The 26624-nt window shown below is 56.4% G+C and carries 25 protein-coding genes and 1 pseudogene; 15 read left to right on the top strand and 11 right to left on the bottom strand.

Features of this window, described 5'->3' with window-relative positions; all coding sequences use genetic code 11:
• The first annotated feature begins 88 nt into the window (after positions 1-88).
• Positions 89-967, top strand: a complete 879-nt coding sequence (locus ABI546_RS05390) for a LysR family transcriptional regulator (RefSeq protein WP_348044851.1) — start codon at positions 89-91, stop codon at positions 965-967.
• Between the two features lie 164 nt (positions 968-1131).
• Here ABI546_RS05390 and ABI546_RS05385 read toward each other — a convergent pair.
• The 6 genes and pseudogenes from ABI546_RS05385 to ABI546_RS05360 all read right to left on the bottom strand — a co-directional run.
• Positions 1132-1308: pseudogene (locus tag ABI546_RS05385) on the bottom strand (NAD-dependent dehydratase); the annotation flags it as partial.
• 27 nt (positions 1309-1335) lie between these two features.
• Positions 1336-1476: a hypothetical protein gene (locus tag ABI546_RS05380; RefSeq protein ID WP_348044849.1), complete on the bottom strand. Its 141-nt coding sequence runs from the start codon at positions 1474-1476 to the stop codon at positions 1336-1338.
• Between the two features lie 26 nt (positions 1477-1502).
• Complete coding sequence (locus ABI546_RS05375) at positions 1503-2522, bottom strand: alpha/beta hydrolase (protein ID WP_348044847.1); 1020 nt, start codon at positions 2520-2522, stop codon at positions 1503-1505.
• On the bottom strand, positions 2467-2754 hold the full coding sequence (locus tag ABI546_RS05370) for a hypothetical protein (protein ID WP_348044845.1): 288 nt from the start codon (positions 2752-2754) through the stop codon (positions 2467-2469). The genes ABI546_RS05375 and ABI546_RS05370 overlap by 56 nt, the downstream gene beginning before the upstream one ends.
• A 188-nt stretch (positions 2755-2942) precedes the next feature.
• Entirely contained in the window at positions 2943-3326 is a 384-nt protein-coding gene (locus ABI546_RS05365; RefSeq protein ID WP_348044843.1) for a nuclear transport factor 2 family protein, read from the bottom strand.
• 118 nt (positions 3327-3444) lie between these two features.
• Positions 3445-4614 (bottom strand): alkene reductase, encoded by a 1170-nt coding sequence (locus ABI546_RS05360; protein ID WP_348044841.1) that lies wholly within the window; start codon positions 4612-4614, stop codon positions 3445-3447.
• A gap of 105 nt (positions 4615-4719) precedes the next feature.
• On the opposite strand from ABI546_RS05360, the gene ABI546_RS05355 reads away from it, so the two are divergent.
• Positions 4720-5682: a LysR family transcriptional regulator gene (locus ABI546_RS05355; protein WP_348044839.1), complete on the top strand. Its 963-nt coding sequence runs from the start codon at positions 4720-4722 to the stop codon at positions 5680-5682.
• 255 nt (positions 5683-5937) lie between these two features.
• On the opposite strand, the gene ABI546_RS05350 is transcribed toward ABI546_RS05355, so the two are convergent.
• The 4 genes from ABI546_RS05350 to ABI546_RS05335 all read right to left on the bottom strand — a co-directional run bounded on the left by ABI546_RS05350 (position 5938) and on the right by ABI546_RS05335 (position 13260).
• Entirely contained in the window at positions 5938-6273 is a 336-nt protein-coding gene (locus ABI546_RS05350; RefSeq protein ID WP_348044837.1) for a hypothetical protein, read from the bottom strand.
• Complete coding sequence (locus tag ABI546_RS05345; protein WP_348044835.1) at positions 6270-9743, bottom strand: hypothetical protein; 3474 nt, start codon at positions 9741-9743, stop codon at positions 6270-6272. The genes ABI546_RS05350 and ABI546_RS05345 overlap by 4 nt, the downstream gene beginning before the upstream one ends.
• Before the next feature lie 103 nt (positions 9744-9846).
• The gene (locus tag ABI546_RS05340) at positions 9847-10419 is read right to left on the bottom strand and encodes a hypothetical protein (protein WP_348044833.1); all 573 of its coding nucleotides are present in this window, start codon (positions 10417-10419) and stop codon (positions 9847-9849) included.
• Between the two features lie 6 nt (positions 10420-10425).
• The gene (locus ABI546_RS05335) at positions 10426-13260 is read right to left on the bottom strand and encodes an Ig-like domain-containing protein (RefSeq protein WP_348044831.1); all 2835 of its coding nucleotides are present in this window, start codon (positions 13258-13260) and stop codon (positions 10426-10428) included.
• A gap of 239 nt (positions 13261-13499) precedes the next feature.
• On the opposite strand from ABI546_RS05335, the gene ABI546_RS05330 reads away from it, so the two are divergent.
• The 12 genes from ABI546_RS05330 to ABI546_RS05275 are packed head-to-tail and all read left to right on the top strand — an operon-like array spanning position 13500 to position 24006.
• Entirely contained in the window at positions 13500-14138 is a 639-nt protein-coding gene (locus ABI546_RS05330) for a lytic transglycosylase domain-containing protein (RefSeq protein WP_348044829.1), read from the top strand.
• Between the two features lie 6 nt (positions 14139-14144).
• A complete protein-coding gene (gene gspG / locus ABI546_RS05325) occupies positions 14145-14597 on the top strand; it encodes a type II secretion system major pseudopilin GspG (protein ID WP_348044827.1) in 453 nt (150 codons plus the stop codon).
• Between the two features lie 33 nt (positions 14598-14630).
• Positions 14631-15833 (top strand): type II secretion system F family protein, encoded by a 1203-nt coding sequence (locus ABI546_RS05320; RefSeq protein ID WP_348044826.1) that lies wholly within the window; start codon positions 14631-14633, stop codon positions 15831-15833.
• Positions 15830-17524 (top strand): GspE/PulE family protein, encoded by a 1695-nt coding sequence (locus ABI546_RS05315; protein WP_348044824.1) that lies wholly within the window; start codon positions 15830-15832, stop codon positions 17522-17524. Before ABI546_RS05320 ends, ABI546_RS05315 begins: the two co-directional genes overlap by 4 nt.
• The gene (locus tag ABI546_RS05310; RefSeq protein ID WP_348044822.1) at positions 17517-18371 is read left to right on the top strand and encodes a hypothetical protein; all 855 of its coding nucleotides are present in this window, start codon (positions 17517-17519) and stop codon (positions 18369-18371) included. The genes ABI546_RS05315 and ABI546_RS05310 overlap by 8 nt, the downstream gene beginning before the upstream one ends.
• Complete coding sequence (locus ABI546_RS05305) at positions 18371-18922, top strand: hypothetical protein (RefSeq protein WP_348044820.1); 552 nt, start codon at positions 18371-18373, stop codon at positions 18920-18922. Before ABI546_RS05310 ends, ABI546_RS05305 begins: the two co-directional genes overlap by 1 nt.
• Positions 18919-19545: a hypothetical protein gene (locus ABI546_RS05300; protein WP_348044818.1), complete on the top strand. Its 627-nt coding sequence runs from the start codon at positions 18919-18921 to the stop codon at positions 19543-19545. The genes ABI546_RS05305 and ABI546_RS05300 overlap by 4 nt, the downstream gene beginning before the upstream one ends.
• Positions 19542-20090 (top strand): hypothetical protein, encoded by a 549-nt coding sequence (locus ABI546_RS05295; protein ID WP_348044816.1) that lies wholly within the window; start codon positions 19542-19544, stop codon positions 20088-20090. The genes ABI546_RS05300 and ABI546_RS05295 overlap by 4 nt, the downstream gene beginning before the upstream one ends.
• Positions 20090-22531, top strand: a complete 2442-nt coding sequence (locus tag ABI546_RS05290; RefSeq protein WP_348044994.1) for a cohesin domain-containing protein — start codon at positions 20090-20092, stop codon at positions 22529-22531. Before ABI546_RS05295 ends, ABI546_RS05290 begins: the two co-directional genes overlap by 1 nt.
• Positions 22532-22545: 14 nt before the next feature.
• Positions 22546-23058 (top strand): type II secretion system protein, encoded by a 513-nt coding sequence (locus ABI546_RS05285; RefSeq protein WP_348044814.1) that lies wholly within the window; start codon positions 22546-22548, stop codon positions 23056-23058.
• Positions 23059-23065: 7 nt separating this feature from the next.
• Entirely contained in the window at positions 23066-23452 is a 387-nt protein-coding gene (locus tag ABI546_RS05280) for a type II secretion system protein (RefSeq protein ID WP_348044812.1), read from the top strand.
• Positions 23449-24006: a type II secretion system protein gene (locus ABI546_RS05275; RefSeq protein WP_348044810.1), complete on the top strand. Its 558-nt coding sequence runs from the start codon at positions 23449-23451 to the stop codon at positions 24004-24006. The genes ABI546_RS05280 and ABI546_RS05275 overlap by 4 nt, the downstream gene beginning before the upstream one ends.
• A gap of 120 nt (positions 24007-24126) precedes the next feature.
• On the opposite strand, the gene glmS is transcribed toward ABI546_RS05275, so the two are convergent.
• Complete coding sequence (gene glmS / locus ABI546_RS05270) at positions 24127-25977, bottom strand: glutamine--fructose-6-phosphate transaminase (isomerizing) (protein WP_348044808.1); 1851 nt, start codon at positions 25975-25977, stop codon at positions 24127-24129.
• Positions 25978-26115: 138 nt separating this feature from the next.
• Here glmS and ABI546_RS05265 point away from each other — a divergent pair, with 138 nt between their 5' ends.
• Complete coding sequence (locus ABI546_RS05265) at positions 26116-26601, top strand: Lrp/AsnC family transcriptional regulator (protein ID WP_348044806.1); 486 nt, start codon at positions 26116-26118, stop codon at positions 26599-26601.
• Positions 26602-26624: the final 23 nt, after the last annotated feature.

Below are 26624 nucleotides of genomic sequence, written 5' to 3'. Positions count from 1 at the left end.
CGGACTTTAGGGCGATTGATTGACTTTGAAAAACGATATATATTATTTCTGAGAATCAATAAATTCGATTAATTGACAGGACGCCGTAGTGATAACCGAGCTGAAAACCTTGATCGCCGTCGTCCGCTATGGAGGCTTTTCCGCAGCCGGCAGCCACATTGGCCTGACCCAATCCGCCGTCAGCAGCCAGATTCAGCGGCTGGAGGAGTCCCTGGGGCTGGCGCTTTTCGACCGGACGCGGCGCTCCGCCTCGCTCAACGACGCCGGCGCCAGAGTGCTGGCGCGGGCGGAAGAGATTGTTGCGCTGGTCGCCAAGCTGGGCGATGCGAATACCGGTGACGAGCTGGTCGGCACTTTGCGGATCGGGGCCATTGCCTCGGTTCAATCGACGCTCCTTCCCCGCGCCTTGGCTGCGCTGAGAAAAGAAAGCCCCAAATTGCTGGTCAACATCGCGCCCGGCGTTTCCATGAAACTGATGGACCAGCTCGACAGTGCTGAAATCGACGCGGCCATCATGATCCGGCCTCCCTTCGGCATCCTGCCCGAGATGACCTGGCAGAGCTTGATGCACGAGCCGTTCAAGCTCCTGGTGCACAAGGACACCAAAGGCAAGGATTGGCGCGCATTGCTTGAATCGCAGCCGTTCTTGCGTTATGAACGCACATCCTTCGGCGGGCGCCTGGTGACCCGCTTCCTGCGCGAAAACAGCCTGGTGGTTCAAGAGTCCATCGAATTGGACGAAATCTCGGGCCTGATGAATCTGGTCTCCGAAGGTCTGGGCGTCGCGCTGGTACCCATGGTGGAGGCCTATCTGCCCATGCCTCGCGGGGTACGCGCCATTTCCTTGGGTGAGAAAACATTCCATCGCGAGATCGGCATTCTGCGCAAAGGCACGGGTGCGCGCAGATCAGTCGTTCAATCTCTGGAAAGACGCCTTCGAGAGGCCTTGCTGCCCCAGCATGCTTGACGTGTACATTTTGAATTCGCTGAAGTCTGACCCGAATTTCCACATCTAGCCGAAAGCTGTCACTCCACAGCGACAGACTTTGCCAAATTCCGAGATTTATATGGCCGCATAACTTCGCTGCGCGAAATGAGCGTCCACCAAACCCCGCAGTGCGCTGGCGCGCACCAGTTGGCGTCCTGGGGCAGGCGACCAAAATCTACCTGGGCATTGTGCAGTTTCGGGTGCGTCGGCAATTCTCGTCGTGTAGGCGCGACCACCAGCCTGACGCGCGGGTCCGCCGGCGCCTGCGCCAGAACGTGGCGTCCAACCAGACCCGTAGCGCCGACCAGCAACAAACTCAAATGTGATGCCATGACGTGTGCCGGCAGTCAGAGACGTGCAAGCCGCTGTACAGACTCACCCACGGACATCTTCCCGCGCGTCAGTTCGATGATGATGCGGTTCACGGCCTGGCTTGGCAATGAAGCGAACGGCGTGTTTTCTGTCTTGTAATCCCGCAGCTTTTCCATGAGCTGCGGGCTCCTCGCCTTTGAAATTACTTGCCCAGGTTGGCCTTGAGCTCTTGCGATGCCTGCGCTATCGCGCTGCGGGGCGCCGGCAGATGGCTGAACGCGTTCGTCAGCCCAAAATCGTGAATCATGCCGTTGTAGCGTACCGACTTCACATGCACGCCCGCAGCGTCGAGCTTGCGGCCGTAAGCTTCTGCTTCATCGCGCAGAACATCGAATTCGGCGGTCTGGATCAGCGTCGGCGGCAAGCCCTTGAGCTGCCCGGTCGTCGCCTGCAGCGGCGAAGCATAGATCTGCTTGCGTGCCTCGGCGTCGGTCGTGTAGTTGTCCCAGAACCACGCCATCAAGTCCTTCGTCAGGAAGTAGCCGTTGGCAAACTGCTTGTACGACGGCGTGTCGAAGTTTGCATCCGTCACCGGACACAGCAATACTTGTGAACGCAGTGCAGGTGCACCCTTTTCGTTCGCCATCAAAGCAACCACGGCGGCCAGGTTGCCGCCCGCGCTGTTGCCAGCTACGGCGAGGCGCTTGCCGTCGACCTTGATCTCCTTTCCATGCTCGGCCACCCATTTTGTCGCGGCATAGGCTTGCTCGATGGCGACGCCGTACCGCACCTCAGGCGACAGGGTGTAGTTGACGAAGACCGCCACCGCGCCCGAGCCTGCCACCAGGTCGCGCACCAGCCGTTCATGGGTCGGGTAGTCGCCCAGCACCCAGCCGCCGCCGTGGAAGTACATGAACGCGGGCAGGGTCTTCTGTTGGCTGCCGGCCGGGCGCACGATGGTCAGCTTCAAGTCGCTGCCATTGACGCGGATCGTCTTCTCGCTGACGTCAGCCGCCGGCAAGGCCACCTTGGGGCCAGCCTGGGCGCCCACCAGCGCGGCGCGGGCCTCGGCCGGCGTCATGGTATCGAGCGTCTTGCCGCCTTCAAGGGATTGCAAGAATTTTGCCGTGTTGTGTTCAACGCCCGGCAGGCTGGCTGCAGCAGCATTACCAAGCGACAGGGTCAGGGCGGAAAGGGCGAGAGCGGAGGTGAGGGTTTTCATGATGTTTTTTTTGAGTGAGTGTGAAGAAAAATCCGGAGACGTCGTTGGTGTCAATGCGTACGCTTTCGGCGATGCCGACGATCTGGATGCGGACAATGGCACCTTGAGCTTCAGGCGACGGACGCAAATCCGTGTCTGTGCGGTCACACAGGTTGTGAACGGCTTCGCCTAAAAGCTTGCCGTCGGCGTCAACGCTGAACATGCTTGCCTTCTCGCTGAAAGCGGTCTCCATGGGACTTGTCCTTCGGCCAGGTCCCAAGAATGCGTTCAACAGAAGGCCCGGAGGGATGCGCGGCAAGGTGGGGCGAACCACGATCGGCGATACCAGGGCGCCATGCCCACTTGACTGGGTCAACCGGCAGTTCTATGCCGGGCGGCTGAATCAGCTGTGGATCCCGGATTAGCTGTGCAGATGACTAGTTAAGGCGCAACGTGCGTGTGGAAAATCTTGCTGACCACCGTCCACTGGCCACCGACCTTCAACAGATGGAAGAAGTCGGTGAACGAGATGCCCGACATATCGTTTGCGTCGATGCGAGCGCTGGCCGCCGTACCGACGATTTCGATGCGGGTGATCGCGGCCGTCGCGTCAGGAGACGGACGGAAATCCTTGTCGACACCCTCGAACAGGATCGGAATCGCGCCGCCGGTCAGCTTGCCATCGGGGCCGACGGTGTACATCGTCGCCTGTGGGCTGAAAGCGGACTTCATGATGCTGCTCTTGGCCTGCTTGCAACCTTCGATGTACTTGTTCAGCACTTCGGAGATGGCTTGGTAATCCTGCACGTACGTCGGTTTGCTCATGGTTTTTCCTTGGTTGGCTTGGGGGTGGGTTGGCGCGTCTGCGGCTTGGGCCGTTGTGCCCATGCCGACAGCGATCGCCGCGAAAATCAAAGTCTTGATGAAAGTCGTTTTCACTTTATTACTCCTGATAAGAGTCGCAATGACTCATCGATTTCACATAGGATATTGGGTCGACCACCAAACTGCTCAACGGCAGCGCAGGCCAGTCGGTGTAACCCCTGGCGCCGTTGCCGTAATAGGTTTCACGGGGGGCAACAGCCAGTTCGGCGCTCACTTTCAAGCGATGCACCAAATCGGGATTAGCAATGAACGGACGGCCGAAGGCGACGGCATCGACCTTGCCTTCCAACCGGCGATTCACCGCCAGCGCAAGGTCATAGTTGTTGTTGCCTATGTATGGGCCTTTGAACAATGCGCGCAATGCGTCGAGGTCCACGCCTTCGGGCACGGACCGTGAGGTAGCCGTGGCGCCCTCGACAAAGTGCATATACGCCAGCTGGAAGCGATTCAGCTGCTCGATCAAATGGCCATACGTCTGCATGACCTGGCTGTCCAGAGGCGTGTTGCCTGCGTCAGGCGTTACAGGGGAGAGCCGAATGCCGACGCGGTCGTGACCCCAAACCTCGACCACTGCAGCAGTGACTTCCAACGTGAGCCGGCTGCGATTTTCGATGGAGCCACCGTATTCGTCACCACGCTGGTTAGTCGAATCCCGCAGGAACTGATCCAGCAGATAACTGTTGGCGGAATGCACTTCCACACCATCGAAGCCGGCGCGTTGTGCGCACTCCGCGGCATGCCGGTATTGCTGGATGACGCCGGGAATCTCGGACGTTTCAAGTGCGCGCGGCATCGAGACATCCAGCATTCCCTTTTCGGTGTAGGTCTGCCCTTCTGCCCGAATCGCCGACGGTGCAACCGGGGCCGCCCCGTCCGGCTGGAGGTCCACGTGCGAGAAACGTCCCACATGCCACAGCTGACACACGATCAGGCCGCCCGCTGCGTGCACCGCATCGGTCACTTTTTTCCAGCCGGCGACCTGTTCGTCCGTCCAGATGCCAGGCGTCAACGCATAGCCCCGCCCCTGGGCGGAGATATTGGTCGCCTCGCTGATGATCAGGCCCGCGCTGGCCCGCTGTGCGTAGTAGCGGGCGTGCATTTCGTTGGCAACGCCATCCGGCCCCATGCGACTGCGCGTCAACGGCGCCATGACAATGCGGTTTTCCAGCGTCAGCGCACCCATCGCCACTGGCAAAAAAAGATCGCTGAAAGAGCTGCTAGGCGTCATATTTTTATTCCCTTCGGCAACCCAAGTTGCATGACAAATTTATGTGATGTCAGAAGTATGGAGGCCATAGATAATGACGTAAATAGTCACTCACAGAGATACAGTATGAACAAAAAATTCACAATTCCGGGTGTGGTGCAGGGTGACCGCACGGGAGTGGCGCTCGCCTCTCCGCCGGTGCATCTACCGGGGCTTCTGACGTTCGAGGCGGCGGCCCGGTATTTGAACTTTGCCCGGGCCGCGGCCGAATTGGGCGTTACGCCGACTGCGGTGTCCCGGACCATTAAAGCCGTGGAAGCGCAATTGAATGTGCGGCTCTTCAACCGCACCACACGCAGCGTCAGCCTGACAGAGGCAGGCGCATCACTCAATTCGAAGTTGGCACCCGCGCTCGCACTAATCAGAAGCTCCTTGTCGGAGACTTTGCTGGCGACCGATCAGCCGTCTGGCACCGTGCGGGTCAACACTTCATACGTCGCATACCGTATGTTCATCGAACCCCATATTGAAGCCTTCCTGGCGACTTTTCCGTTGATCCAGGTCGAGATATCACTGGACAACGTGCTCGGCGATATCGTCAACACCGGCTTTGACATCGGCATCCGCATGGGGAAAAAAGTTCAAAACGACATGGTGGCCCTACAGCTAGGGCCGCTACAAAAAAGAATTGTGGTGGCCGCCCCGAACTATTTTCACGGGCGACAGGAACCCAAGTCCATCGATGCTCTGCTGAAACACGATTGCATTCGGCAGCGCTATTCCGTGGGAGGCCGGTGGTTTGAATGGAAGTTCGATGCCAGAGGCCAAACGGTTCAAATCGAGGTTCAGGGGCGCCTCTTATTTGACGAAATGAGGTCTGTCGTGGATGCGGCAGTCCGAGGTCACGGCATCGGTTTCGTATTCGAGGATTTCGCGAAGCAGGAGTTGGCCAGCGGCCAGTTGCGGCAGATTCTGAAGCAGCACAACGGGATGGACGACGCGTTTCATCTGTATTACCCCCATCGCAAGCACATGCCAGGAAAGCTTCGCGCATTCATTGATTTCATGCTCAACGCTAATGCAGCGTAACCCATCAGTTCGTAGCCGTTGCAAACGGAATAGCGCTAACTATCGATTGTTAAGTTTCGCGTCGATGTGACCCGCCTTTTTCGCAGTCACCTGACCCCATCAAACCCCTGAAATGTGGATCGCCAGTCCTGCGTAAAAGGGGGCACCAGTGGCTCAGCGTTCGATGGAAAAATGGATCAAACAAGCACGAAAATCCACAACACTTTATGCATCCAATGAAATGAAAGCAAGGAAAACTAGCACGCCCGAAGAGTCTTACTGAGCGGGCTTCTGCTCGTCTTTTGGATTAAATTTCAGCATTTTATTTTTCTTGCTTGCACCAGCTGCGGACGTTCGTGCCACCGAGTCGCCCGCTTTGACGGAATCTGGCTCTACGGCAACCGATCCACCCATACTCACGCGGCCAGTCGTCAATGGTTTCCCACCGCCTGGCGTGCTTTTGGGAACTTCTGTCTGTCTTGCCTTCTCTTTTTTTGCAACGGACGGGCCGTTGCTCCATCCGGTTGCCGGGATAGACATGGCGAGCACGACCCCAACCGCGAGAAAATATTGCTTCATATGTAGTCCTGTCTTTGCAGTCAAAAGAGTCATGGCAATACCTGCTCACGAGTTGCTATCTGCTTGCCGCCTAGATAGATGTACTCTTTGAGCGCTGAACCGGGTGTTTCCTCCCATAGCAGTTGTCCGCCAACTCCATAGACGAAGAATGTCTCCAAGCCACCCTTGCGCTTCCAAACACGCTGGTTTGTGCCGTCATAGTCAAACAAAATTTCGTTAGCTTGGCCGCACTGGGCACACTGCATGTTGGCCGCATCGTTATAGGTGAAGGTCGTCGTACCGTTGGCGGTCACGTTGCCATAAAAATCGTAGTTCATCGTGTATGCCTTGCTGCCGGTAACTGACGCCAAACGCTGGGTCGCCGGATCGTAGGCATAGGTCAGACCAAAGGTGCCAAAGCTCTGGTCGGTGATATTGCCCCGAAGGTCATAGCTGACCACACCGCTTCCCCATGGGCCGTCCGCCCCCCTCAGGCGATCCAATGCATCGTAGGACATGTACTTGTTGTACGAAGTATCTACAGCATCCTCGATAGCTGCGACGTTTCCTACTGGGTCGTAGAAATAGCTCGTATTGAACAAGTTGCTGCTCTTGGCGATTTGCAAGCTAGCCGGCCGCTGCCGTCCATCCAGTCCTACCGTGGTCTGTACGCCGTTAGCATAGGTAAAACTGCTGGCCTGACCGGTAGGGTGATAAGCAACAGTGGTCACATAGGGGGCGGCCTGGCGTGGGCGACCAAAAGCATCGGGCGCATACGTGACCACCTTGGTCGAGCCATATTGAAGAGAGGCGTGCGCGTCGTTGCCATCGTAGCCATAGGTGATGGGAAATACCTTGGTGCCGACCTTTAAGGTCTCACTTGTCAGGTTTTTGTTGGTGTCGTAGACATAGTCGCGTTGGGCAATGCCGTTATCTATGGACTTCAGCTTATCGTCTTTGAAATAGGTTTTGACAACTCCAGGCGTTCCTGCTGGATAGGTAATGGTCGTCAAGCGGCCTCGGTCGTCGTAAGCGTAGGCCGTTTGTCCAGAAATGCCGACCTGCCGCGAAGTCAGATTGCCTACCGCATCGCGCCCCATGGTCGTTAACCCGGTCTCCGGCTCGGTCATTGAGGTAAGAAAGAGCCTGCTGTCATAGCCGTAAGAGCGGGTCACGCCATCTTGCGTTACAGCAGTCATTTGCCCTGCAACGTTTCGGGTAATCGTCGTGCTCGGCCCACCGAAGTCCATTGGCGTTTGAATGGACATTAGCTCTTTAGCGTCAGGGCTTCCATAGCTGCGGTTTTTGTATAAAAAATTCCAACCGTTTTCGTTTCGAACCTGCACACCGTATGAAAAATGATCGGTTTTTCGGTAACTTTGCCATGAACTGTCCGAAGGATTGAACTCGTTAAATACATAGGTCGGGCGGCTCAGCATGTCGTAGTTAAACCCCGTTCCGAGCGTGGAGTTAGGGTAAGAGGCGAACACCCGGCGGCCCAGCGCATCTACCTTGTAAGTCTGGGTGATAGTTTCAGCGCGGATAGTGTCCGTATGTTGTACGCTCGCTTCGCGACCAAAGGCGTCAAATGTCGTGACGGAACGATAAGGGCCACGCGTCACTGTGCGCATCGTGGCACCCCAAGTCACCGCCACTGGGTTACTCAAGGGATGCGTGACGCCCGTCACGCGCCCCAGCCCGTCGAAGGTGAAGTTGGTGGTTGCCATCTCGCCGTCTGTCTGCGCAGTCACGTTGCCGTCATTGCTGACGCTCCGGGATATGTTCACGTTTTCCGGCTGGCTCTCGGCACGGGGAATGCCGCGAAAGTAACTGGAATAGGCCGTCGATTTATTGCGCGCGTCAGTACGGGAGGCGAGATCTCCTTCAGGCGTATAGCCGTAACTGGTCGGAACGCCGGCACGTGTCTCCATCAACAAGTTGCCCTTCGGATCAAAAGACCTCGTGATAGCCAGAGTCTCGTTTCCCACGGCGATGGTTTCGTTCTTCTTCTGACGGATCAACCACTTGGCTGTGTCGATGTTGTACGTCAAGTTCGTGGTCTTAACTTCGTTTCCTTGCTCGGTGATCGTCTGCGGATTACCGAAGTCATCAAAGTTATCAAACTGCGTATAAAACGACTCGCCAAACCGGCCGATATAGTGAGATGTGGTCAGTACCGCTGCGGTAGCGCCGTCAGCCACCAAGCTGTTGCCGGGCCGTACATTTACCTGGTCGGAGATCAGGATGGGCGAGGCACTGTATGACTCCACATCGAAATTGCTTGTGGTTCCAAGCTGGAATCCGATCAGGTAGGCGATCCCTGAAAACGCGCTGTTGTAGCCGACGTGGTAACGCGTGCGCGTGCCATCCGGTCCGACTACCGTGGTTCGGTCTAGCGTTGGCGCCTGGGCTGCAGTCGGCGGCATCGAATAGTCGAAACCGCCCTCGCTATTGGGAGTGATCGGCTGCGTGGCAGGCGTGTAGGTCCATGTCCAGGTGTCGCTTGGGCTGGCGACTTTCTGCGTGACAACGGTGCTGCGTGGGATCCATGGAGTTGCCGCAAAATTGATGTAGTTGTAGGTGTAGTCGATGGTGCCACCAGTAGGATACTTAGCCTGCCGCATCGAATAGCCACCGGGGTTACCCGTCGAAGTTTCGTTGTACTCAAATTTCCATGAATTGCCGTCCGGACGCTTTACCTCCTTGAGCACGTTAGTGTTGAATACACCGGCTAAAGGAGTTTGTACATAGGTCCAAGTGCGACCGCCGTCCGTAATGGTGTCGAGCACTTGGTTGACGTAGTTAAAAGTCAACGAGCGGCCGTCGCTGGTCGTGGCGCCGGTTATTAAAGACAATGCCCCATAAGGCCCATCGCTGCTGAAGGCGTAGCTGTAGTTGATCCAGTTGCCATTGCGATCAGTCACCTTCGAAACGTAATAGGTGTTGATGGGATGCGTGGACGATCCCATCGGAGTGCCGCGAAAAGTCATCTCATAACGTGTACCGTCAGGAGAAATGACGTTCAGCCCGCCTCCTCCTCCCGCCAGGTTGCACTCTGCTTTCCAGAAGTCGGTGGTGATCCAAGAAACATGATCTAGCGCCAGATAAAGGACGCGCCGCCCCCCGTCTGGCATCTCCAGCACCGGGTTCGACAAAGGACCATTGACGTTGTCGCAGATCAGGTTGTTCGCCCTTCGCAAAACACGTCCGAAATGCATGGTCCAACCGAGGCCAACCGGGCTGTAGTCGGGCAACAGCTGTTCATTCAAGCTGTTGTAGGAGCGCTGCACCTTTAAATCGAGGCCCCCGTTACCTGGTATGAACAGGTCAACAAAATGCCACTGCAGTTTTCCTGTGAATGGATCAATCCTTTCATTGGCATGCTGGTTGACGTAGTCCCGTGTGCGCGATATACCTGGCTCCTCGTAGAAGCTCGGGATAGGTTCGTCCACGCCATCGGCATGTGCGGTGCCAGTTAGACCCATCAGAAGCACTAGCCATGGGACAAGTTTAATCATCTTCATAAATGCATCCAATCATTCGAAATGAGTACTAGAACTAGGCATACGCGGGGCATCGGGCACGAGCCCTCATAGTCTTAACGTGTAGAGTAGATATGGTTAGATGTCATGAGACAAGTGGGCCGCCATCATTGGGCCCCTCGCTCTTCACTTCAGCGAGTATCAACACATTTCCGCCCGCAATCGGGAGCATCCGCACACCGGCCGAAGCCAGTGCTTTCGCCCCAGATGTGTAGCGAAATGTCCTTGTCGGCGTGGTCGCACCCGTGTCGGGGTTCATCGCGATGACACCTGTTTTTGTAATCCGCTTCATGCGACTGGCGATTTTCTTCCAAACCGCTAGTGCCGCCGGATCATTAGTTCGGGCGGACAACGTTGCCTGACGAAGCCCCGCTGGGCTTTCCCTCTCCAAGGTAAATCGCAAGACGTCCGGATTGTTACGCATCAAATCGGCTCTTTGTGCCGCCGGTAATAGTGGTTTTTTTAAACTAAGCGCCACCTCTCCGTAAAACGGCGCAACTTGGGCAAGCTTCCCCATTTCTTCCGAAGTAATTTCACTAGCTTCGAATGGAAAGAATCTCATCGCAATCGCATACAAATTGAAATCATCCATGCACTTTTGCGCGAATGCCGCGACTTCTTCGGGTAATGCGTGGAGTTGGATGGATATGTCTGTCATAAACCATCAATTTTTGTATGGGACAAAATCTGTTGGCAATTTTCCAGGGCCATTTAGATCGTTCAAAGCCTCAACTTCGCGAGGAACAGGAGTTCCGTCTGCCTTGGTTCTTCCAATATTTCGACCTCTTCGCTCTCCTTCTGGAGTTTCAATAATAATATCTGGTCGCCGCCCCTCTTTCGCTCCACCCGGTGTAGGAACCAGCTGCTCTTTTTCCCGCCCGCCCCCGGCGACAATCCTGTTGCCCTCCGCCACGAGCCTGTCAGCCTCCTCGACGATCTTCTCATTGTGGGGACCTTCACCATTGGTTTTCGGACCCCGCTTTTTACCCTCCGCCGGCGGAGCGTCGGCCGATTCTTGATGCAAGATATCGTAGAGACCCAAGCCAATCATGCTTCCAACCATACCGAGGCCTAGTCGAGTGGCGACATAAAAAGAACCCTCTCCTACGTACCACAGTAAACGAGGATTTTTTCCATCTGGATCAGCGTACTTGTATGGATTGTTATTTCCGTATGCGTACCGGTTGAAGCTCTGGACGTTGTGTTCTTGGTAACCCACCGGGTCCACGCCCATGAACCGTCCCAGCGATGCATCGTAGTAACGCGCCCCAAAGTACGACAGACCGGTCTCCGTATCGACCGCCTTGCCGTGGAACCATTGACGATTGCTGGCCGCTTCCGATTGATTGTTAAGACGATCACCATAAGGCCGGAAGTTTTCCTTCCAGACCAAGGCGCCGCTGGTGTCGGTCGCCGCGATCGGGTTTCCGGAAAAATCATTGTGCAGATAGGTAATCGTCTCGCCGGTACCTACGATGGCGATGACGGCTGCAGATGTTGTCGTGCTGCCCGAGTTATCGGTCGCCCTGGCGGTAAGGCTGTAACTCCCGAGGGGAACGTTGCTCCAGACGAAGCTGTAAGGTGCAGCCGTCGAGGTACCCAGCAAGGTCGCGCCGTTGAAGAACTCGACCATGCTGACCGTACCGTCACTGTCAGTCGCGTTGGCATTGATGGTGATGGTGGCCGGTGCCACAAAGGCTGCACCATTGGTCGGGCTTGTAATACTTACTGCAGGAGGAAAGGTCGCCGGGAGGACAGTGATGCTCGCTATAGCCGACGTGGTGACAGCTCCACTGTTGTCGGTTACCTGCGCGGTGATGTCGTAGCTACCGACAGGAACATTCGTCCAGGCAAAGCTGTATGGCGCAGCCGTTGAAGTCCCCAGCAGTGTCGCGCCGTTGTAAAAGTCGACCTTGCTGACGGTGCCGTCGCTGTCCGTCGCATTGGCGTTGAGGGTGATGCCCGCTGGCGCAGTGAAACTTGAACCATTGGCAGGACTGGTGAGGCTCACCGTTGGTGGCACATTGGCCGCAGCCACTGTGATGCCGATCACGCCCGAAGTTGTGACGGCGCCGTTGTTATCTGTCGCACGGGCAGTGATGCTGTAACTGCCAGCAGAAACATCAGGCCAGACAAAGCTGTACGGGGCAGCCGTTGAGGTACCCAGCAGTGTCGCGCCATTGTAAAAATCAACTTTGCTGACCGTACCGTCACTATCAGCCGCATTGGCATTGATGGCGATGCTGGCAGGCGCTACAAAGCTCGCTCCATTGGCGGGGCTGGTGATGCTCACAGTTGGCGACACGTTGGCCGCAGCAACCGTGATGCCGATCACGCCCGAGGTGGTAACGGCGCCGTTGTTGTCAGTTGCCCGCGCCGTGATGTTGTAGCTCCCAGCGGCAACGTTGGCCCAAGCGAAACTGTAAGGCGCAGACGTATCCGTCCCAAGCAGCGTGGCTCCGTTGTAAAAATCGACCTTGCTCACCGTCCCATTGCTGTCTACTGCATTGGCATTGATGGTGATTGCCGCCGGTGCAACGAAGCTTGAGCCGTTGGTCGGGCTGGTGATGGCTACCGTCGGCGGTGTATTGGCCGCTGGGGTAACCGTGACACCGACCACGGCTGAGTTGGTAACTGCGCCATTGTTGTCAGTGGCCCGCGCCGTGATGTTGTAGCTGCCCGCGGCAACGTTGGCCCAGGCAAAGCTGTAGGGCGCGGTCGTATCCGTGCCAAGCAGCGTGGCTCCGTTGTAGAAATCGACCTTGCTCACCGTCCCATTGCTGTCTGCTGCATTGGCATTGATGGTGATTGCCGCCGGTGCAACGAAGCTTGAACCGTTTGCCGGGCTGGTGACAGCTACCGTGGGAGGTGTATTCGCGCCCCCTACGGTAATGACAACCGGACTGGATGTGGTGACGGCGCCGCTGTTGTCATAAGCCCTGACGGTAATGCTATAGCTACCCGCCGGAACGTTTGTCCGAGTAAAGGTGTAAGGCGCCGTACTGTCGCTACCCAATAGCGTACTGCCAATGTAAACCTCGACTTTAGTGATCCTGCCATCGCTGTCGGCAGCGCTGGCAGCGCCACTGATAGTGGCTCCGGCAGGAAACGCAGCTCCGTTAGCCGGACTCGTGATGCTGACTGTCGGTGGCGTGTTGGGTGCCACCGTAATATGAACGGGACTAGAGCTAGTGACCGCACCGGAGTTGTCGGTGGCTCGAGCAACGAATGTGTAGCTTCCTACAGGAAGGTTGTTTCGCGTGAGGGTATAGGGCGCGGTTGTATCCGAGCCGACCAAAGTGGTCCCGCTGTAGAAATCAACTCTTCTGACTCGACCATCACTGTCCGCCGCATTGGCATTGATGGTGATTGATGCCGGCGCTCCAAAGGTCGCACCATTCACTGGACTCGTGATGCTTACCGTTGGCGCAACAGCGACAGCAGCAAACGAAGACAAGAAAATCACTGCCGCGAACGCGGCACGAAGTGTGCGTGACATGACCCCTCCCAAGGGAATAGTGCTTTTGTTTTATCGGCCCCTACCGCCTTCACGCAGTAGGCCAATATCCATTTCCGATCAGCCCTTGCTTCTACATGGCGCGCAGATTAGCACCTAATCAATTAAGCCCCAAGTTATTTTTGATGAACGGAAATAATCACGGCAAATGTCGCGCATAAAAATAAATTTCGAAGAAGCACTGTCGTGATATCTTCCGAACTCGCAACTAGGAGATCGGCGTGTTCAATAGCGCATCACAGTCCTCAAGGACTTCTTTTTTAGTAGTGAGCGCGTTTCTTTTTCCCTGCGTAACCGCCTCTGCCGCTGACGTCTATCGCTCCGAGAACCCGGATGGGAGCGTCCGCTATTCCACTCAAATATTGGACCAGAGTTATGTGCTCTACCTTAAAGGTGAGCAGCCTGAAACGCGGGGAACCCTAACGACCAATCGTGTTCCTGTCGCTAAAAAGCCTCAACAGATATTGTTGGATTCTTTTGTCGTGCGCTTCGCAGAAAAGCATGAGGTCGACGCGAACCTGGTGCGAGCCGTCATCGAAGTGGAGTCGCAGTTCAATCCAATGGCCAGATCGATCAAAGGAGCCAGCGGTGCAATGCAGTTGATGCCAGCAACGGCGCTTCGTTACGGCGTCACCGATGCCACCGACCCCGCACAAAATATCGAAGCAGGTATTCGATACCTTAAAGATTTGCTGACATTGCACAAGGGCAATTTGCCGCTCGCCCTGGCCTCCTATAACGCCGGGGAGGGAGCCGTCTTAAAGCATGGCCGGCGGATTCCACCCTACAAAGAGACCATGCTTTATGTGCCTGCGGTGCTGGCCAAATTACATGCCTCAAGCAATGCTACTGCTCCATAGCCAATGATGACAACCATCTCTTCAACTCATCCGCTCGCGCAACATACCGTGCCCTCAAAATCGGCAAATGGCTTCACGCTTTTAGAACTGCTTGTAGTGATTGTCATCATCGGCTTGCTCGCGGCATATGTCGGACCGAAATACTTTTCACAATTAGGAAAATCAGAGATTACCGTTGCAAAAGCGCAGATCGTGGCATTCGAAAAAGCACTTGATACCTTTCGCCTTGATGTCAGTCGTTATCCGACCACTGAAGAGGGTTTGGCCGCCTTGTTGTCAAAACCAGCCAATGCCACGAAATGGAATGGCCCCTACCTCAAGAAGGAAGTGCCTCCTGACCCGTGGGGCCATGCCTATCTGTATAAATCTCCTGGCAGCAATGGTGACTTTGAGATTCGCTCCCTCGGCAAAGACGGGCAGTCCGGCGGCGACGATGAAAACGCCGACATCACAAATTGATGGCCGCGCAGTGACCCTCCAGGGAATGACTTCATGCAATACGATGTGCGCGCACTGACTGCCGGTCATCTGATCGTCCCCCTTACCGTCGATGCTCGCGATGAAAAGGATGCACGCAGCCAGATCGAGGCGCGCGGCTTGTTTGTTGCCGCGATTCACCCCGCACGAACCTCCCTTGCGAGTGGGATGTTGGCGAGGACACCGTCATCCAGCCGTCTGTCGCTGGTGTTATTCAGCCAGGAACTGCTGGCCCTTCTCAGTGCCGGCCTGAGCATCGTCGAGTGCCTCGAGGCGTTGTTGGAAAAAGAAGCCAGCGCACGAACCCGCTCCACGCTGACCCGGTTATTGAACGGCCTGCGTGAAGGCAAACGCTTTTCAAGCGTCCTGGCAGAGCAACCTGATTTGTTTCCACCGCTTTACGTCGGGATTGTCAGAGCGGCCGAGGGCACCAGTGACCTGCCGCGCTCGCTAACCCGTTTTATCGCTTACCAACAGCGTATTGACGCGGTGCGCAGCAAAATCATCAGCGCAGCAATTTACCCGACCATCCTGTTGGCAGTAGGAGGAGGCGTCGCGCTGTTCCTGATTGGTTATGTCGTACCGCAATTTGCGGAGGTCTATCGAGGCAGCGGTCGCAGCTTGCCCTGGTTATCTCAAGCACTGCTGAACTGGGGTCAATTTGCCGGAACGCATACCAAGGGTGTTCTGCTGGGAGTGGCCACAGGCTTGCCGCTGTTTTTTCTCACGGTACGGCATTTCCTTTCACGAGGAGGCATCGCGCTTCTTCTGGGCAAGCTACCGGGCATCGGCGAACGCGCCCGGATTTACGAATTGTCCCGTTTGTACCTGACTCTGGGGATGCTGCTGGAAGGGGGCATTCCAATCATCGCCGCGATGGAGACCATGCAGGGAATGGCCTCCCCCGGCATCAAAGCCGGATTACAGTCGGCCAAAGAATTGGTTCAGTCAGGCACGCCGCTGTCCACCGCATTCGAGATCAACCTCCTTACGACGCCGATCTCGCTGCGCATGCTGCGCGTTGGCGAGCGCTCCGGTGGACTCGGTGAGATGCTCACCCAATCGGCAGCGTTCTACGACGGAGAGATCAACCGCTGGGTGGACCGCTTTACCCGTATGTTCGAACCTCTTTTGATGATCGCCATCGGTTTGATTGTCGGCGCCATTGTCGTACTGCTCTATATGCCCATCTTCGATCTGGCAGGAAGCCTGTCATGAATGCAGAAGCGGCAGCCCCTCCTGCGGCGACCGTTGAGCCGGAGCAACTGCAGCTGGCTCGCGCACGCGCGGCTCAGTCGAACCGTACCTTAATCACTGAGCTGGAGTTGCTGACAGGCCTGGATTCGCGCGAGTTGGTCCGAGCCATCGCTCAGCCTTTTGGCCTGCCCGTGATAGAAACCATCGACATGCTGGCGCTGGCACCGGCGTTCGACCTTCTCCCGCTGTCCAAGGCCATGCAGCGGCACTGCGCACTGATGCGGACGGCAAACGGTCAAGTGATTGGGGTAATTGCCGACCCATTCGACCCAGACCTGCAAACCTGGCTTGACACTCATGCGAAGCGGCACGTGGAGTATCGCGTCGCGCTGCAAGCCGACATCCAGGCTTACCTAACCAAGCAGGAAGAGTCGGTACGAGCGGTGGATCACCTGATGCCAACCGCCCATGACGACAGACGGGAAAATAAAGCAGCCGCCATTCTGTCGTTTGCCTCGGTCTCGGAAGCGAGTAGCCCTGCGGTCAAACTGGTCAACTCGACTTTGTACGACGCCTTAAAAGCAGGTGCCTCCGACATTCATCTTGAAAGTACAGCGGGAGGTCTTGCCGTCAAATACCGCGTTGACGGCATGCTGGATCTCGCAACGTCGGTCAATGGAATCGAAGTTGCGGAACACGTTATTTCACGCCTGAAAGTTCTGGCAGAACTGGATATCGCCGAACGGCGAGTACCGCAAGACGGGAGCTTCCGGGTCGAAGCCGGAGGACGAGAGATCGATTTGCGCGTCTCGATCATGCCGAGCATCCACGGCGAAGACGCCGTGATTCGAATTCTCGACAAACGCGCGATGATCGACATGTACGGCGCGCTCACGCTTGAAGCCCTCGGATTCGACGCGCCATCATTGGTTAGCCTTCGAAATCTTGCCGAAGAAGCCTATGGGATGCTGCTGGTGACCGGTCCGACCGGCTCCGGCAAGACGACCACGTTGTATGCAGCTCTCACTGAGATCAACAACGGTCGCGACAAGATCATCACGATTGAAGATCCCGTCGAATATCAGCTCCCAGGAATTTTGCAAATTCCGGTCAATGAAAAAAAGGGACTAACTTTTGCCAAGGGCTTGCGCTCCATCCTGCGTCATGACCCGGACAAAATCATGGTGGGCGAAATCCGGGATCGGGAAACCGCCGAGATCGCGGTGCAATCGGCGCTCACCGGTCACCTGGTGTTGACTACCGTGCATGCCAATAACGTGTTCGATGTGTTCGGCCGCTTCACTCATATGGGCATCGACCCTTACGCTTTCGTATCCGCATTGAATGGAATTTGGGCGCAGCGCCTGGTCAGGCTGAACTGCCCCCACTGTGCAACCGACTACACGCCCTCCGACAGCGAATTGGCCCGCGTAAATCTGACGCGTACCGAAGTCTCCGATTATGAGTTTAAGCAAGGCAAAGGATGCGGCGATTGTCGCGGCACTGGTTACAAGGGCCGGAAAGCAATTGCGGAAATCCTTACGTTGAACGATGAAATTCGAGAACTCATTGTTGAAAAACGCCCGATTCGCCAAATTAAGGAAGCGGCACGCCTGAATGGAACCAGGAGCTTGCGGGAGGCTGCACTGAAACTTGTCAAATGCAGCGACACAACACTTGATGAAATCAAGCGAGTGACCTTGCATGCTTAAGAAGTTCAAAGAAATACTTCACGGTGTGCTTCCCAAGCGGCTGCACATCGGGGTGTCGCCTGCCGGCATCACACTGCTGAGAACCCGCAAGGGATTTACCTCTGAGGCGGTGGTGCTGGCCGATGCCGCTCTGCCACAAGGATCTACTGCATCGCCCGACACAGTGGCTGAGCAGTTGCGTACGCTACTGGCCCAAACCAACTGCCGCGGCCTGGTCACCACAATAGTGCTGGCAGATCCGTTGGTGCGCGTCTTCATGGTCACCCCACCACGAAATCCGACGCGGTTGCAAGACTGTCAGGCTGCCGCCGCGATGCGGTTCCAGACTTTGTACGACACACCGCTTGCCGACTGGCATCTGAGTGCTGACTGGAACGCGAATCAGCCTTTTGTCGCCTGCGCCGTTCCCCGGTCGCTGCTGGACTCCCTCAAGCAGGCAAGCGGCGAACACCGACTCGCTTTGATCGAAATTTCTCCGCATTTTGTCGTTGCATGGAACCGCTGGCGCGCCCGCCTTGCGCCGGGCGACTGGTTTGGCGTGATGCATGACGGCACGCTCACCTTGGGCGTGACGAAGCACCGGCGGCTGGCCGCTGTGCGCGCTGCCGCAGTCCCCACCCCAGCACTAATGGATACACGATGGCTATCAGGGCATCTGATGCGTGAAGCATTGCGACTGGATGTGCCGCCCCCGCCTCGACTGCAGCTGTGTGGGAGTGCACCCAATCAGTGGGTGATGAGCACGGAGGAATCTTTGAAATGCGTCTGGCTGAGTCCGCAGGCGCATGACCTCGGTAGGCCATCAGTGCCTTCCGGCGTCGCCTTGGCAAGCGCGGGATTCCAATGATGAAACCGCTACGCATCGATTTTTCCACGCCCTCCTTCATGCGGGCAGTGTGGTTGACATCACCAGTCACCTGGCTGTTTGGCATCGTTGGCGCCGGCTTGTGCATCAGCATGGCACTACACGCCGCCTCCTTGCAACAGAAGCGTCAGACCCTGCAAGATCATTTGAGGCAGATGCAAGCACGGCTCACCGCGCATAGAGTCCAGAGTGAACCGGTCATCAAATCCACCATTTCCGAGAACCAGGTCAACGCCATTAACGCGGCGGTCGGGCAGTTAAATCTTCCGTGGGGAGATGTCTTTAATACTATCGAATCCGCCACGCCGGTGACGATCGCACTGTTGTCGCTTGAACCAGATGCAAAAAGGCATCTGCTGAAAGGATGGGCTGAGGCGAAAACCACCGATGACATGATCGCTTACATCGAAAGTCTCCGCGGGCAACCTTTTATACAAGTAGTGATGCTGATCCGGCATGAGATCAACGAGCAAGACCCCAACAAACCCTTGCGCTTTCAGTTTGAGGCCCAGTGGGCGAGGGTCGTGCGATGAAACCGATCACTTTCGAGAATCTCAGCGTCCTGGGCCTCAAGTTCCGTCTCTGGCTCACTCGCTTCGGATGGGGTAATAGCATCGGTTTCGCGGTTTGCCTGCTCGGCTTGGCTGGCTGGCTGGGGGTGGTTCCCTACTTATCAGCAGAATCCTCGAAACAGCAGATTGCGTCAGATCAGGCTCGCAAATATTTTGAGAGCGCAAAAGTTTTGCCTGCTGCGAAACCCCGGCCGTTGAATGCCGAGCGCGTGGCAAATTTTCATGATGCTCTGGGCGAAAAACGTTATGTCGAACAACAGCTCAAAGTGCTCTTTGCCGCCGCCAAAAAGCATGGACTCACGCTTAATCAGGCGGAATACAGATCCGCGTTCAACCAAGCCGGCCATTTCCATACCTATCAGGTCGTACTCCCGGTCAGGGGCTCGTACGGCGCAATTCGCGCCTTCTGCGAGGAACTGCTTCTGACCATCCCATTTCTGTCTCTCGACGAACTCAGCTTCAAACGTGATGCGATTGCCAACCGCACGCTAGAGACCAAGCTGCGTTTGACCTTGTACCTATCCGACGCGCCGCGCACCGCGCAGGAACCCAAGACCACGGCAGCCCAAGGTTCGCCGTCATGACAATCAGGCATATGCTGTTAGCTGTCGGTGTGATCGCCGCCGCATGGCTGGCGTTCTTCGGAGACAAGACGCCCGCAACGGCAATCTCGGAACCTGTCGCTCGCGCAACTGCACCGGCTACCGGAGCTGGAACAGCGAAAATAGCATCCGACCGACTTTCTGGATCAGCCAATCAAGTCAAACGCGAGCCAGTCATCCTGGCGCTTGAGCCGCGCAACCGCCTGATCGGGGAACCTGGCAGCAGCAAAGCTGCTGGTGGATTATTTTCCAGTCAAAGTTGGACTCCCCCACCACCGCCGCCGCCACCACCACCCAAGCCGCCGCCACCCACAGCGCCGCCGTTGCCATTTACCTACCTGGGGAAAAAAATCGAAGATAACAAATGGGAGGTCTATCTGGCCCGCGCCGATCAAACGTTTATCGTTCGCGAACAGACCATCATCGAGGGTAGCTATCGGGTCGATTCGATCAAGCCACCCATGCTCACTCTGACCTATTTGCCTCTGAAACAAGGGCAGACGCTTACCATCGGAGGTGCCGAGTGATGCTACGTGATTCCTTTTCGTTAGCCCTGCTGCACATGTCGCCGCGCGCGACAGCCTTACGCCTTGACTTAGGAACGATGAGATCCTCGTGTTTTCGGCTGAGCACTTTGCTTTCAGGGCTGCTCATCGCCGTCTCGCTTGCCGGTTGCGCTGCAGGCATTGCATATCGCGAAGGCAAAGATCTGGTTGCAGAAGACAAGGTCGAGGCGGGTTTGGCGAAATTTCAGGAAGCCCTGAGCCATGAACCTCGCAACGCGGAATATAAGGCGGCCTACGTGCAGACCCGCGAGCGCGCGATTACCAACTACCTGATCCAAGCAGATCAGTCTTTTGCGAACGGCAACCGTGCTGAAGCAACCAGGTTGTACCAACGTGTGATCGCCATTGACGCCAACAACGAACGGGCACGTACCGGGTTGCGCAACCTCGAGATCGACGCACGCCACGCCCAATGGATCAAGGAGGCCGAGGTGGCAATCGGTAGGAAGGACTTTGGATCAGCCGAATCCAGACTCTCAAGCCTTTTGTCAGAAAACCCGAACAACGAAGCCGCCAGGGCTCTGCGGCTCAGGATGATCGGCGCCACGAAACCGCCGGTCGAATCGCTGCTATCGGCCGCATACAAAAAGCCCATCTCGATCGAATTCAAGGATGTGTCGCTAAAGCAAGTGTTTGAAGTCATTTCCCGTACGTCGGGTCTCAACTTTCTGTTTGACAAGGACGTCAAGACGGACCAGAAGACCTCCATCTTCTTGAAGAACAGCACCATCGAATCGGCAGTGCACTTCACCTTGCTGACCAATCAGTTGGAACGCCAGGTTCTGGACGCCAACACCATGTTGATTTACCCCAACACCGCGACCAAGGTGAAGGACTATCAGGAAATGGTGGTGAAGACCTTCTTCCTGAGCAATGCCGATGCGAAGGCCGTCGCAGCAACCATGAAAACCATACTGAAGTCGCGTGATGTGGTTGTCGACGAAAAACTGAACATGCTAATCTTGCGTGACAGTCCCGAAGCAATCCGGCTTGCTGAGAAGCTGGTAGCGCTACACGATGTTCCTGAGCCGGAAGTAATGCTGGAAGTGGAAATCCTGGAAGTAAAGCGCACCCGCTTGCTGGAGTTGGGCATACGCTGGCCAAGCAGTTTGACACTTACCCCATTGAGCAGAAGCGCAGCTACGGGAGGTGCGACGACCGGTGGTGCCCCCCTCACCCTCAATGAACTGCGCCAAGTCAGTGGCAGCAGCCTCGGGGCAGGGATTGGTCCAATCACGATCAATGCCCGTAAGGAAGATTCTGATGCCAATCTCCTGGCCAATCCGAGGATTCGCGTGCGCAACCGGGAGAAGGCCAAAATCCTGATCGGTGAGCGGGTACCGAATATAACCACGACCGCCACTTCCACTGGTTTCGTATCGGAATCGATCAACTACATCGACGTTGGGCTGACGCTCAATGTGGAACCGACCATACATCTCGACAATGATGTCGCCATCAAGATTTCGCTGGAAGTCAGCAACATCGTCAGTCAACTTGCCACCCAATCCGGCTCAGTCGCTTACCAACTAGGTACGCGCACTGCAAGCACCGTCTTGCGGCTGAAGGACGGAGAAAATCAAGTGCTGGCGGGATTGATCAACGATGAAGACCGCCGTACCGGCAACAAAGTCCCTGGCCTGGGAGAACTCCCCATCGTCGGACGCTTGTTTGGCAGCAGTGCCGACGACAGGCAGAAAACTGAGATCGTACTTTCGATCACCCCGCATCTGATCCGGAACATTCAGAGGCCAGAAGCATCGTTGTCCGAGTTCCGCTCGGGTACAGAAACCAATTTCCGAATCCGACCAGACTCGGATTTCACGCCCGCGACTGCGGTAGTTGTACCGCCTGCGAGTTCGCCCGTCATTGCCCAGAATGCCCAGCAACCTTCGCCCCCACTCAATACCAATAGCACTACCGGTCGGACTAATTCACCTGCAACAGCAGGCAATGCACCCGCCAGCATTAACCCGATTCCAAGCGGTAATGTTCAACTGCTCTGGCAGGGACCTAGCCAAGTGAAGGTTGGTGAGACATTTACCCGGCAGTTGACCATGCAATCCGACCAGCCGATCACCGGAGTGCCCATGGCGATCAGCTTTGACAATCAGATATTGCAGGTGGTTAGTGTTGTGGAAGGCGACTTTCTCAAACAAGGTAACGTGAAAACCAGCTTTACCAGTCGCGTGAATCCGAACGGCCAAATCTTGATGACCGGCACACGCTCTGGACCTGGCGGGGCAACCAGCTCAGGGAGTATTGCAACGATTACGTTCAAGGCACTTGCACCGGCCGAGGCGTCTCGCCTTCAACTGCTCACCGTAACTCCCACGGTATTGGATGGGCGTCCAGTCGTTATGTCCTTGCCGGCGCCCCAGGCCGTCCGAGTAGTGCCTTAACACCAAACTTTCAAATGAATACGGCATTACTGAGGGACACCATGAAGCACGGGCGGTGCGACCATCGCGGCTTTAGCTTGATTGAGTTGCTGGTGACGCTTGCCATTCTTGGAATACTCGGCGCCAGCACTGTGCCTTTGGCTCAAGTAGCAATTCAGCGCAGTCATGAGCGAGAGTTGCGCCAATCGCTGCGGGAAATACGTCGTGGAATTGATGCGTATAAACGCGCCAGCGATGAAGGGCGTGTCCCCAAACCGATTGGCTCGTCAGGCTATCCAAAAAACCTGGATATCCTGGTAGACGGCATAGAGGATCAGCGCGACCCCAAGCGCAGGAAAATTTACTTCTTGCGCAGAGTCCCGCGCGACCCTTTGAACAAAGAGCTTACGCTGACTGAAGCCGAGTCATGGGGAAAGCGCAGTTATGCGAGTGAAGCGGCCGATCCGCAAGAGGGAGACGATGTCTATGACGTGTATTCAACCTCCGCGCTGACCGGTTTGAACAGCGTTCCCTATCGGAAATGGTGACAGGCAAATGAAGCTTGTTGTGAATCGACCGCGAGGGTTCACGCTGATTGAACTGCTGGTGGTGCTGGCGATCGTGGCGTTGCTATTGACTTTGGCTGTGCCGCGTTACTTTCAAAGCATCGACGCCGCGAAAGAAACCGTTCTTCTGGATAACCTGCGCGTCACCCGAGAGACAATCGACAAGTTCTACGGCGACACCGGTCGCTATCCGGACTCTCTGGATCAATTGGTAGAAAGAAAATATCTCCGCGCCATTCCGTATGACCCGATTACTGAAAGCTCATCCACCTGGATCATCGTCCCACCGGACGACGTCGAGCAAGGACTCGTTTACAGCATCAAGAGCGGGTCCTTCGGGTTAAATAGGAATGGCAAACCATTCAATACGTTATGAATTTTATTGATGGTCGACTCGCTCGTCCCCGCTTGTATGCAAGGGCGTGCCACAGATCACAAATTAGGGGCTTCACATATCTGGGTCTACTGATCCTGGTTGCGATTATCGGGATAGTGTCAACCGCAACACTCCAATTGGGTTCACTGGTTGCCCGGCGGGCCGCTGAAGAAGAGCTCCTCGCAATTGGGGCCGAATTTCAAGCCGCACTTTCTAGCTATGCAACCGCAACGCCGAGTGGGCAAAAACGAACCCCCACGTCACTCAATGATTTGTTGCGAGATCCACGCTATCCAGGGGTGCGGCGTCATCTGCGTAAGCTGTATTCAGACCCCATCACCGGAAAAGATGAATGGGGCATAGTCCAGATGGGATCCGAAATCACCGGTATTTACAGCCTCTCCAACGCCACTCCCATCAAGCAAAAGAATTTCGAGCCAGAGTTTATCGACTTTGAAGATACGACGACCTACCAGGCGTGGAAATTCTTAGTGCCACCCGAGCAAAGGGCTCCAGCTAGAACTCCTTCTCCCGCAATCACTTCAAGGCCATAAGCTGGTGAGTTCCGTTGATGCTTGACCCGAGGGGGGTGCGGACAATAACTTGGACTTGTTTATGCCGTGAGTCCAAGTTATTGTCCGCACCCCAATCAGCAATTCAACACACCGTGACCGTCATTCGACGGTCACGCTCTTTGCAAGATTGCGAGGCTTGTCAACATCCGTCCCCCGCGCCACAGCGGTGTGATACGCCAGCAACTGCAGCGGCACCACATGCAGCAGCGGGCTCAGCGCACCATAGTGCTCAGGCATGCGGATGACATGCAGGCCTTCGCCGCTTTCGATGTGGCTGTCGGCGTCGGCAAGCACGTAGAGGACGCCGCCGCGGGCGCGGACTTCTTGCATATTGCTTTTGAGCTTTTCGAGCAAAGCGTCGTTGGGTGCGACGGTGACGACGGGCATGGCGCTGGTGACCAGGGCCAGCGGACCGTGTTTGAGTTCGCCGGCCGGGTAGGCCTCGGCGTGGATGTAGCTGATCTCTTTGAGCTTGAGTGCGCCTTCGAGGGCGATCGGGTAGTGCAGGCCGCGGCCGAGGAAGAGCGCGTTTTCCATCTTGGCGAAGTCTTCGGCCCAGCTGATGACTTGCGGCTCTAGCGCCAGCACGGCTTGCAGTGCTGCTGGCAGGTGGCGCATGGCTTTGAGGTGGCCGGCTTCTTCCTCTTCGCTGAGTTTGCCTTTGCTTTGGGCGAGGGCCAGCGTGAGCAGGAAGAGGCCTGCCAATTGCGTGGTGAAGGCTTTGGTGGACGCCACGCCGATCTCTACGCCGGCGCGCGTGATGTAAGCGAGTTTGCATTCACGCACCATGGCCGAGGTAGAAACGTTGCAGATGGTCAAGGTCTGCGTCATGCCCAGGCTTTGCGCGTGGCGCAGCGCGGCCAGAGTGTCGGCTGTTTCGCCGCTCTGGGTGATGGTGACGACCAGGGTTTTGGGGTTGGGCACCGAGCTGCGGTAACGGTATTCGCTGGCCACTTCAACTTGCGTGGGGATGCCGGCGATGGCTTCAAGCCAATACTTGGCGGCGCAGCCGCTGTAGTAGCTGGTGCCGCAAGCCAGGATGAGCACGGAGTCGATGTCTTTGAAGACGCGGAAGGCTTCGTCACCAAAGAGTTCGGGAACGATGCCTTCAACGCCTTCGAGCGTGTCGGCAATGGCGCGCGGTTGCTCGAAAATTTCTTTTTGCATGTAGTGGCGGTAGGGCCCTAGTTCTGCGGCGCCGCTGTGGGCATGCACGGTTTTGACTTCGCGCTGTGCGCGCTTGCCGTCTTTGCCGACAATCCAGTACTTGCCGAGCTGGATGTCGACCATGTCGCCTTCTTCAAGGTAAACGATCTGGTCGGTCACGCCGGCCAGGGCCATCGCGTCGCTGGCGAGGAAGTTCTCTGTCTTGTCTTTGCCCACGCCCAGGATCAGCGGTGAACCTGCGCGCGCGCCGACGACGCGGTGCGGCTCGTCTTTGCAGAACGCCGCAATCGCGTAGGCGCCGTGCAGCTGCGCAACGGTGGCTTTGAGGGCTTCGAACAAGTCGCCGTCGTACAGGCTGTCCATCAGGTGCACGATGACTTCGGTGTCGGTCTGGCTGTCGAAGACATAGCCCTTGGCCTTCAGGCCGGCGCGCAGCTCTTCGTAGTTTTCGATGATTCCGTTGTGCACCAGCGCGACCTTGCCCGGCTTGGATTGCGATGCGGCGCCGCTGCCGTGGCTGAAATGCGGGTGGGCGTTGTGGACGACGGGCGCGCCATGGGTGGCCCAGCGGGTGTGGGCAATGCCGGTGCCGCCTTCGAGCTTGTCATTGGCAACTTGTTCTTGCAGCTCGGCCACGCGCGAGGTGCTGCGCGCACGCTTCAGGCCGCCGGCATACACCGCAACGCCGCAGGAGTCATAACCACGGTATTCAAGACGCTGCAGGCCCTGCACCAGGATGGGAACAATATTTCGTGTCGAAACGGAAGCAACGATGCCGCACATGGAAGGTCTCCTGAAAATCAATCAATGCAGGGATGCTACGGACTTGATGCTTTTCAATGTGATTGATTTTTATAATAATTTGGAATTAAATTTCACAACTCACAGTTAATTGAATTTAATTTCATTTACATTAAATTTATGGAACAAATATCTGTAGATGAGATAGACCTCAAGTTGCTCGACAGCCTGCAAACCGACGCGTCGTTGAGCAACCAGACCCTGGCCGAGCGTGTGCACATCTCACCGCCCACCTGCCTGCGCCGCGTCAAGCGCCTGCGCGATGCGGGGCTGGTGGAGCGGAAGATCGCGGTGCTCAGCACCGACAAACTGGCCGCCATCACCGGCCACGGCCTGACGGCACTGGTTGAAATCACGCTCGACCGGCAGGGCACCGACCAGCAGGAGGCGTTTGAAGCCCGCGTGGTGCAGGACGACGCGGTGCAGCAGTGCTACCGCGTCTCGCCGGGGCCGGACTTCATGCTGGTGGTGCATGTGGCCGACATGCCGCGCTACCTGGCGCTGGCGCAGCGGCTTTTCACCAGCGATGCGAATGTGCGCAACGTGAAGGCGTTTTTCAGCACCAAACGTGCAAAATTTGAACCAAAAGTGCTTCTAGCCCAATAAGAACGTGCGCGAGCAGCTATCAA

The sequence above is a fragment of the Polaromonas sp. genome (genome assembly GCF_039932935.1).
Lineage (GTDB): Bacteria > Pseudomonadota > Gammaproteobacteria > Burkholderiales > Burkholderiaceae_C > Polaromonas.
Note: the sequence above shows the minus strand (reverse complement) of the source record. Positions and strands in the feature narration are given on the sequence as shown.

Coding starts and splice junctions, on each gene's coding strand:
- ABI546_RS05310 (WP_348044822.1), top strand. CDS start 17,517: ATGCTTAAGAAGTTCAAAGAAATACTTCACGGTGTGCTTCCCAAGCGG.
- ABI546_RS05355 (WP_348044839.1), top strand. CDS start 4,720: ATGAACAAAAAATTCACAATTCCGGGTGTGGTGCAGGGTGACCGCACG.
- ABI546_RS05360 (WP_348044841.1), bottom strand. CDS start 4,614: ATGACGCCTAGCAGCTCTTTCAGCGATCTTTTTTTGCCAGTGGCGATG.
- ABI546_RS05300 (WP_348044818.1), top strand. CDS start 18,919: ATGAAACCGATCACTTTCGAGAATCTCAGCGTCCTGGGCCTCAAGTTC.
- ABI546_RS05285 (WP_348044814.1), top strand. CDS start 22,546: ATGAATACGGCATTACTGAGGGACACCATGAAGCACGGGCGGTGCGAC.
- ABI546_RS05320 (WP_348044826.1), top strand. CDS start 14,631: ATGCAATACGATGTGCGCGCACTGACTGCCGGTCATCTGATCGTCCCC.
- gspG (WP_348044827.1), top strand. CDS start 14,145: ATGACAACCATCTCTTCAACTCATCCGCTCGCGCAACATACCGTGCCC.
- glmS (WP_348044808.1), bottom strand. CDS start 25,977: ATGTGCGGCATCGTTGCTTCCGTTTCGACACGAAATATTGTTCCCATC.
- ABI546_RS05275 (WP_348044810.1), top strand. CDS start 23,449: ATGAATTTTATTGATGGTCGACTCGCTCGTCCCCGCTTGTATGCAAGG.
- ABI546_RS05305 (WP_348044820.1), top strand. CDS start 18,371: ATGAAACCGCTACGCATCGATTTTTCCACGCCCTCCTTCATGCGGGCA.
- ABI546_RS05265 (WP_348044806.1), top strand. CDS start 26,116: ATGGAACAAATATCTGTAGATGAGATAGACCTCAAGTTGCTCGACAGC.
- ABI546_RS05315 (WP_348044824.1), top strand. CDS start 15,830: ATGAATGCAGAAGCGGCAGCCCCTCCTGCGGCGACCGTTGAGCCGGAG.
- ABI546_RS05295 (WP_348044816.1), top strand. CDS start 19,542: ATGACAATCAGGCATATGCTGTTAGCTGTCGGTGTGATCGCCGCCGCA.
- ABI546_RS05280 (WP_348044812.1), top strand. CDS start 23,066: ATGAAGCTTGTTGTGAATCGACCGCGAGGGTTCACGCTGATTGAACTG.
- ABI546_RS05375 (WP_348044847.1), bottom strand. CDS start 2,522: ATGAAAACCCTCACCTCCGCTCTCGCCCTTTCCGCCCTGACCCTGTCG.
- ABI546_RS05370 (WP_348044845.1), bottom strand. CDS start 2,754: ATGGAGACCGCTTTCAGCGAGAAGGCAAGCATGTTCAGCGTTGACGCC.
- ABI546_RS05340 (WP_348044833.1), bottom strand. CDS start 10,419: ATGACAGACATATCCATCCAACTCCACGCATTACCCGAAGAAGTCGCG.
- ABI546_RS05335 (WP_348044831.1), bottom strand. CDS start 13,260: ATGTCACGCACACTTCGTGCCGCGTTCGCGGCAGTGATTTTCTTGTCT.
- ABI546_RS05290 (WP_348044994.1), top strand. CDS start 20,090: ATGCTACGTGATTCCTTTTCGTTAGCCCTGCTGCACATGTCGCCGCGC.
- ABI546_RS05365 (WP_348044843.1), bottom strand. CDS start 3,326: ATGAGCAAACCGACGTACGTGCAGGATTACCAAGCCATCTCCGAAGTG.
- ABI546_RS05350 (WP_348044837.1), bottom strand. CDS start 6,273: ATGACTCTTTTGACTGCAAAGACAGGACTACATATGAAGCAATATTTT.
- ABI546_RS05345 (WP_348044835.1), bottom strand. CDS start 9,743: ATGAAGATGATTAAACTTGTCCCATGGCTAGTGCTTCTGATGGGTCTA.
- ABI546_RS05380 (WP_348044849.1), bottom strand. CDS start 1,476: ATGGAAAAGCTGCGGGATTACAAGACAGAAAACACGCCGTTCGCTTCA.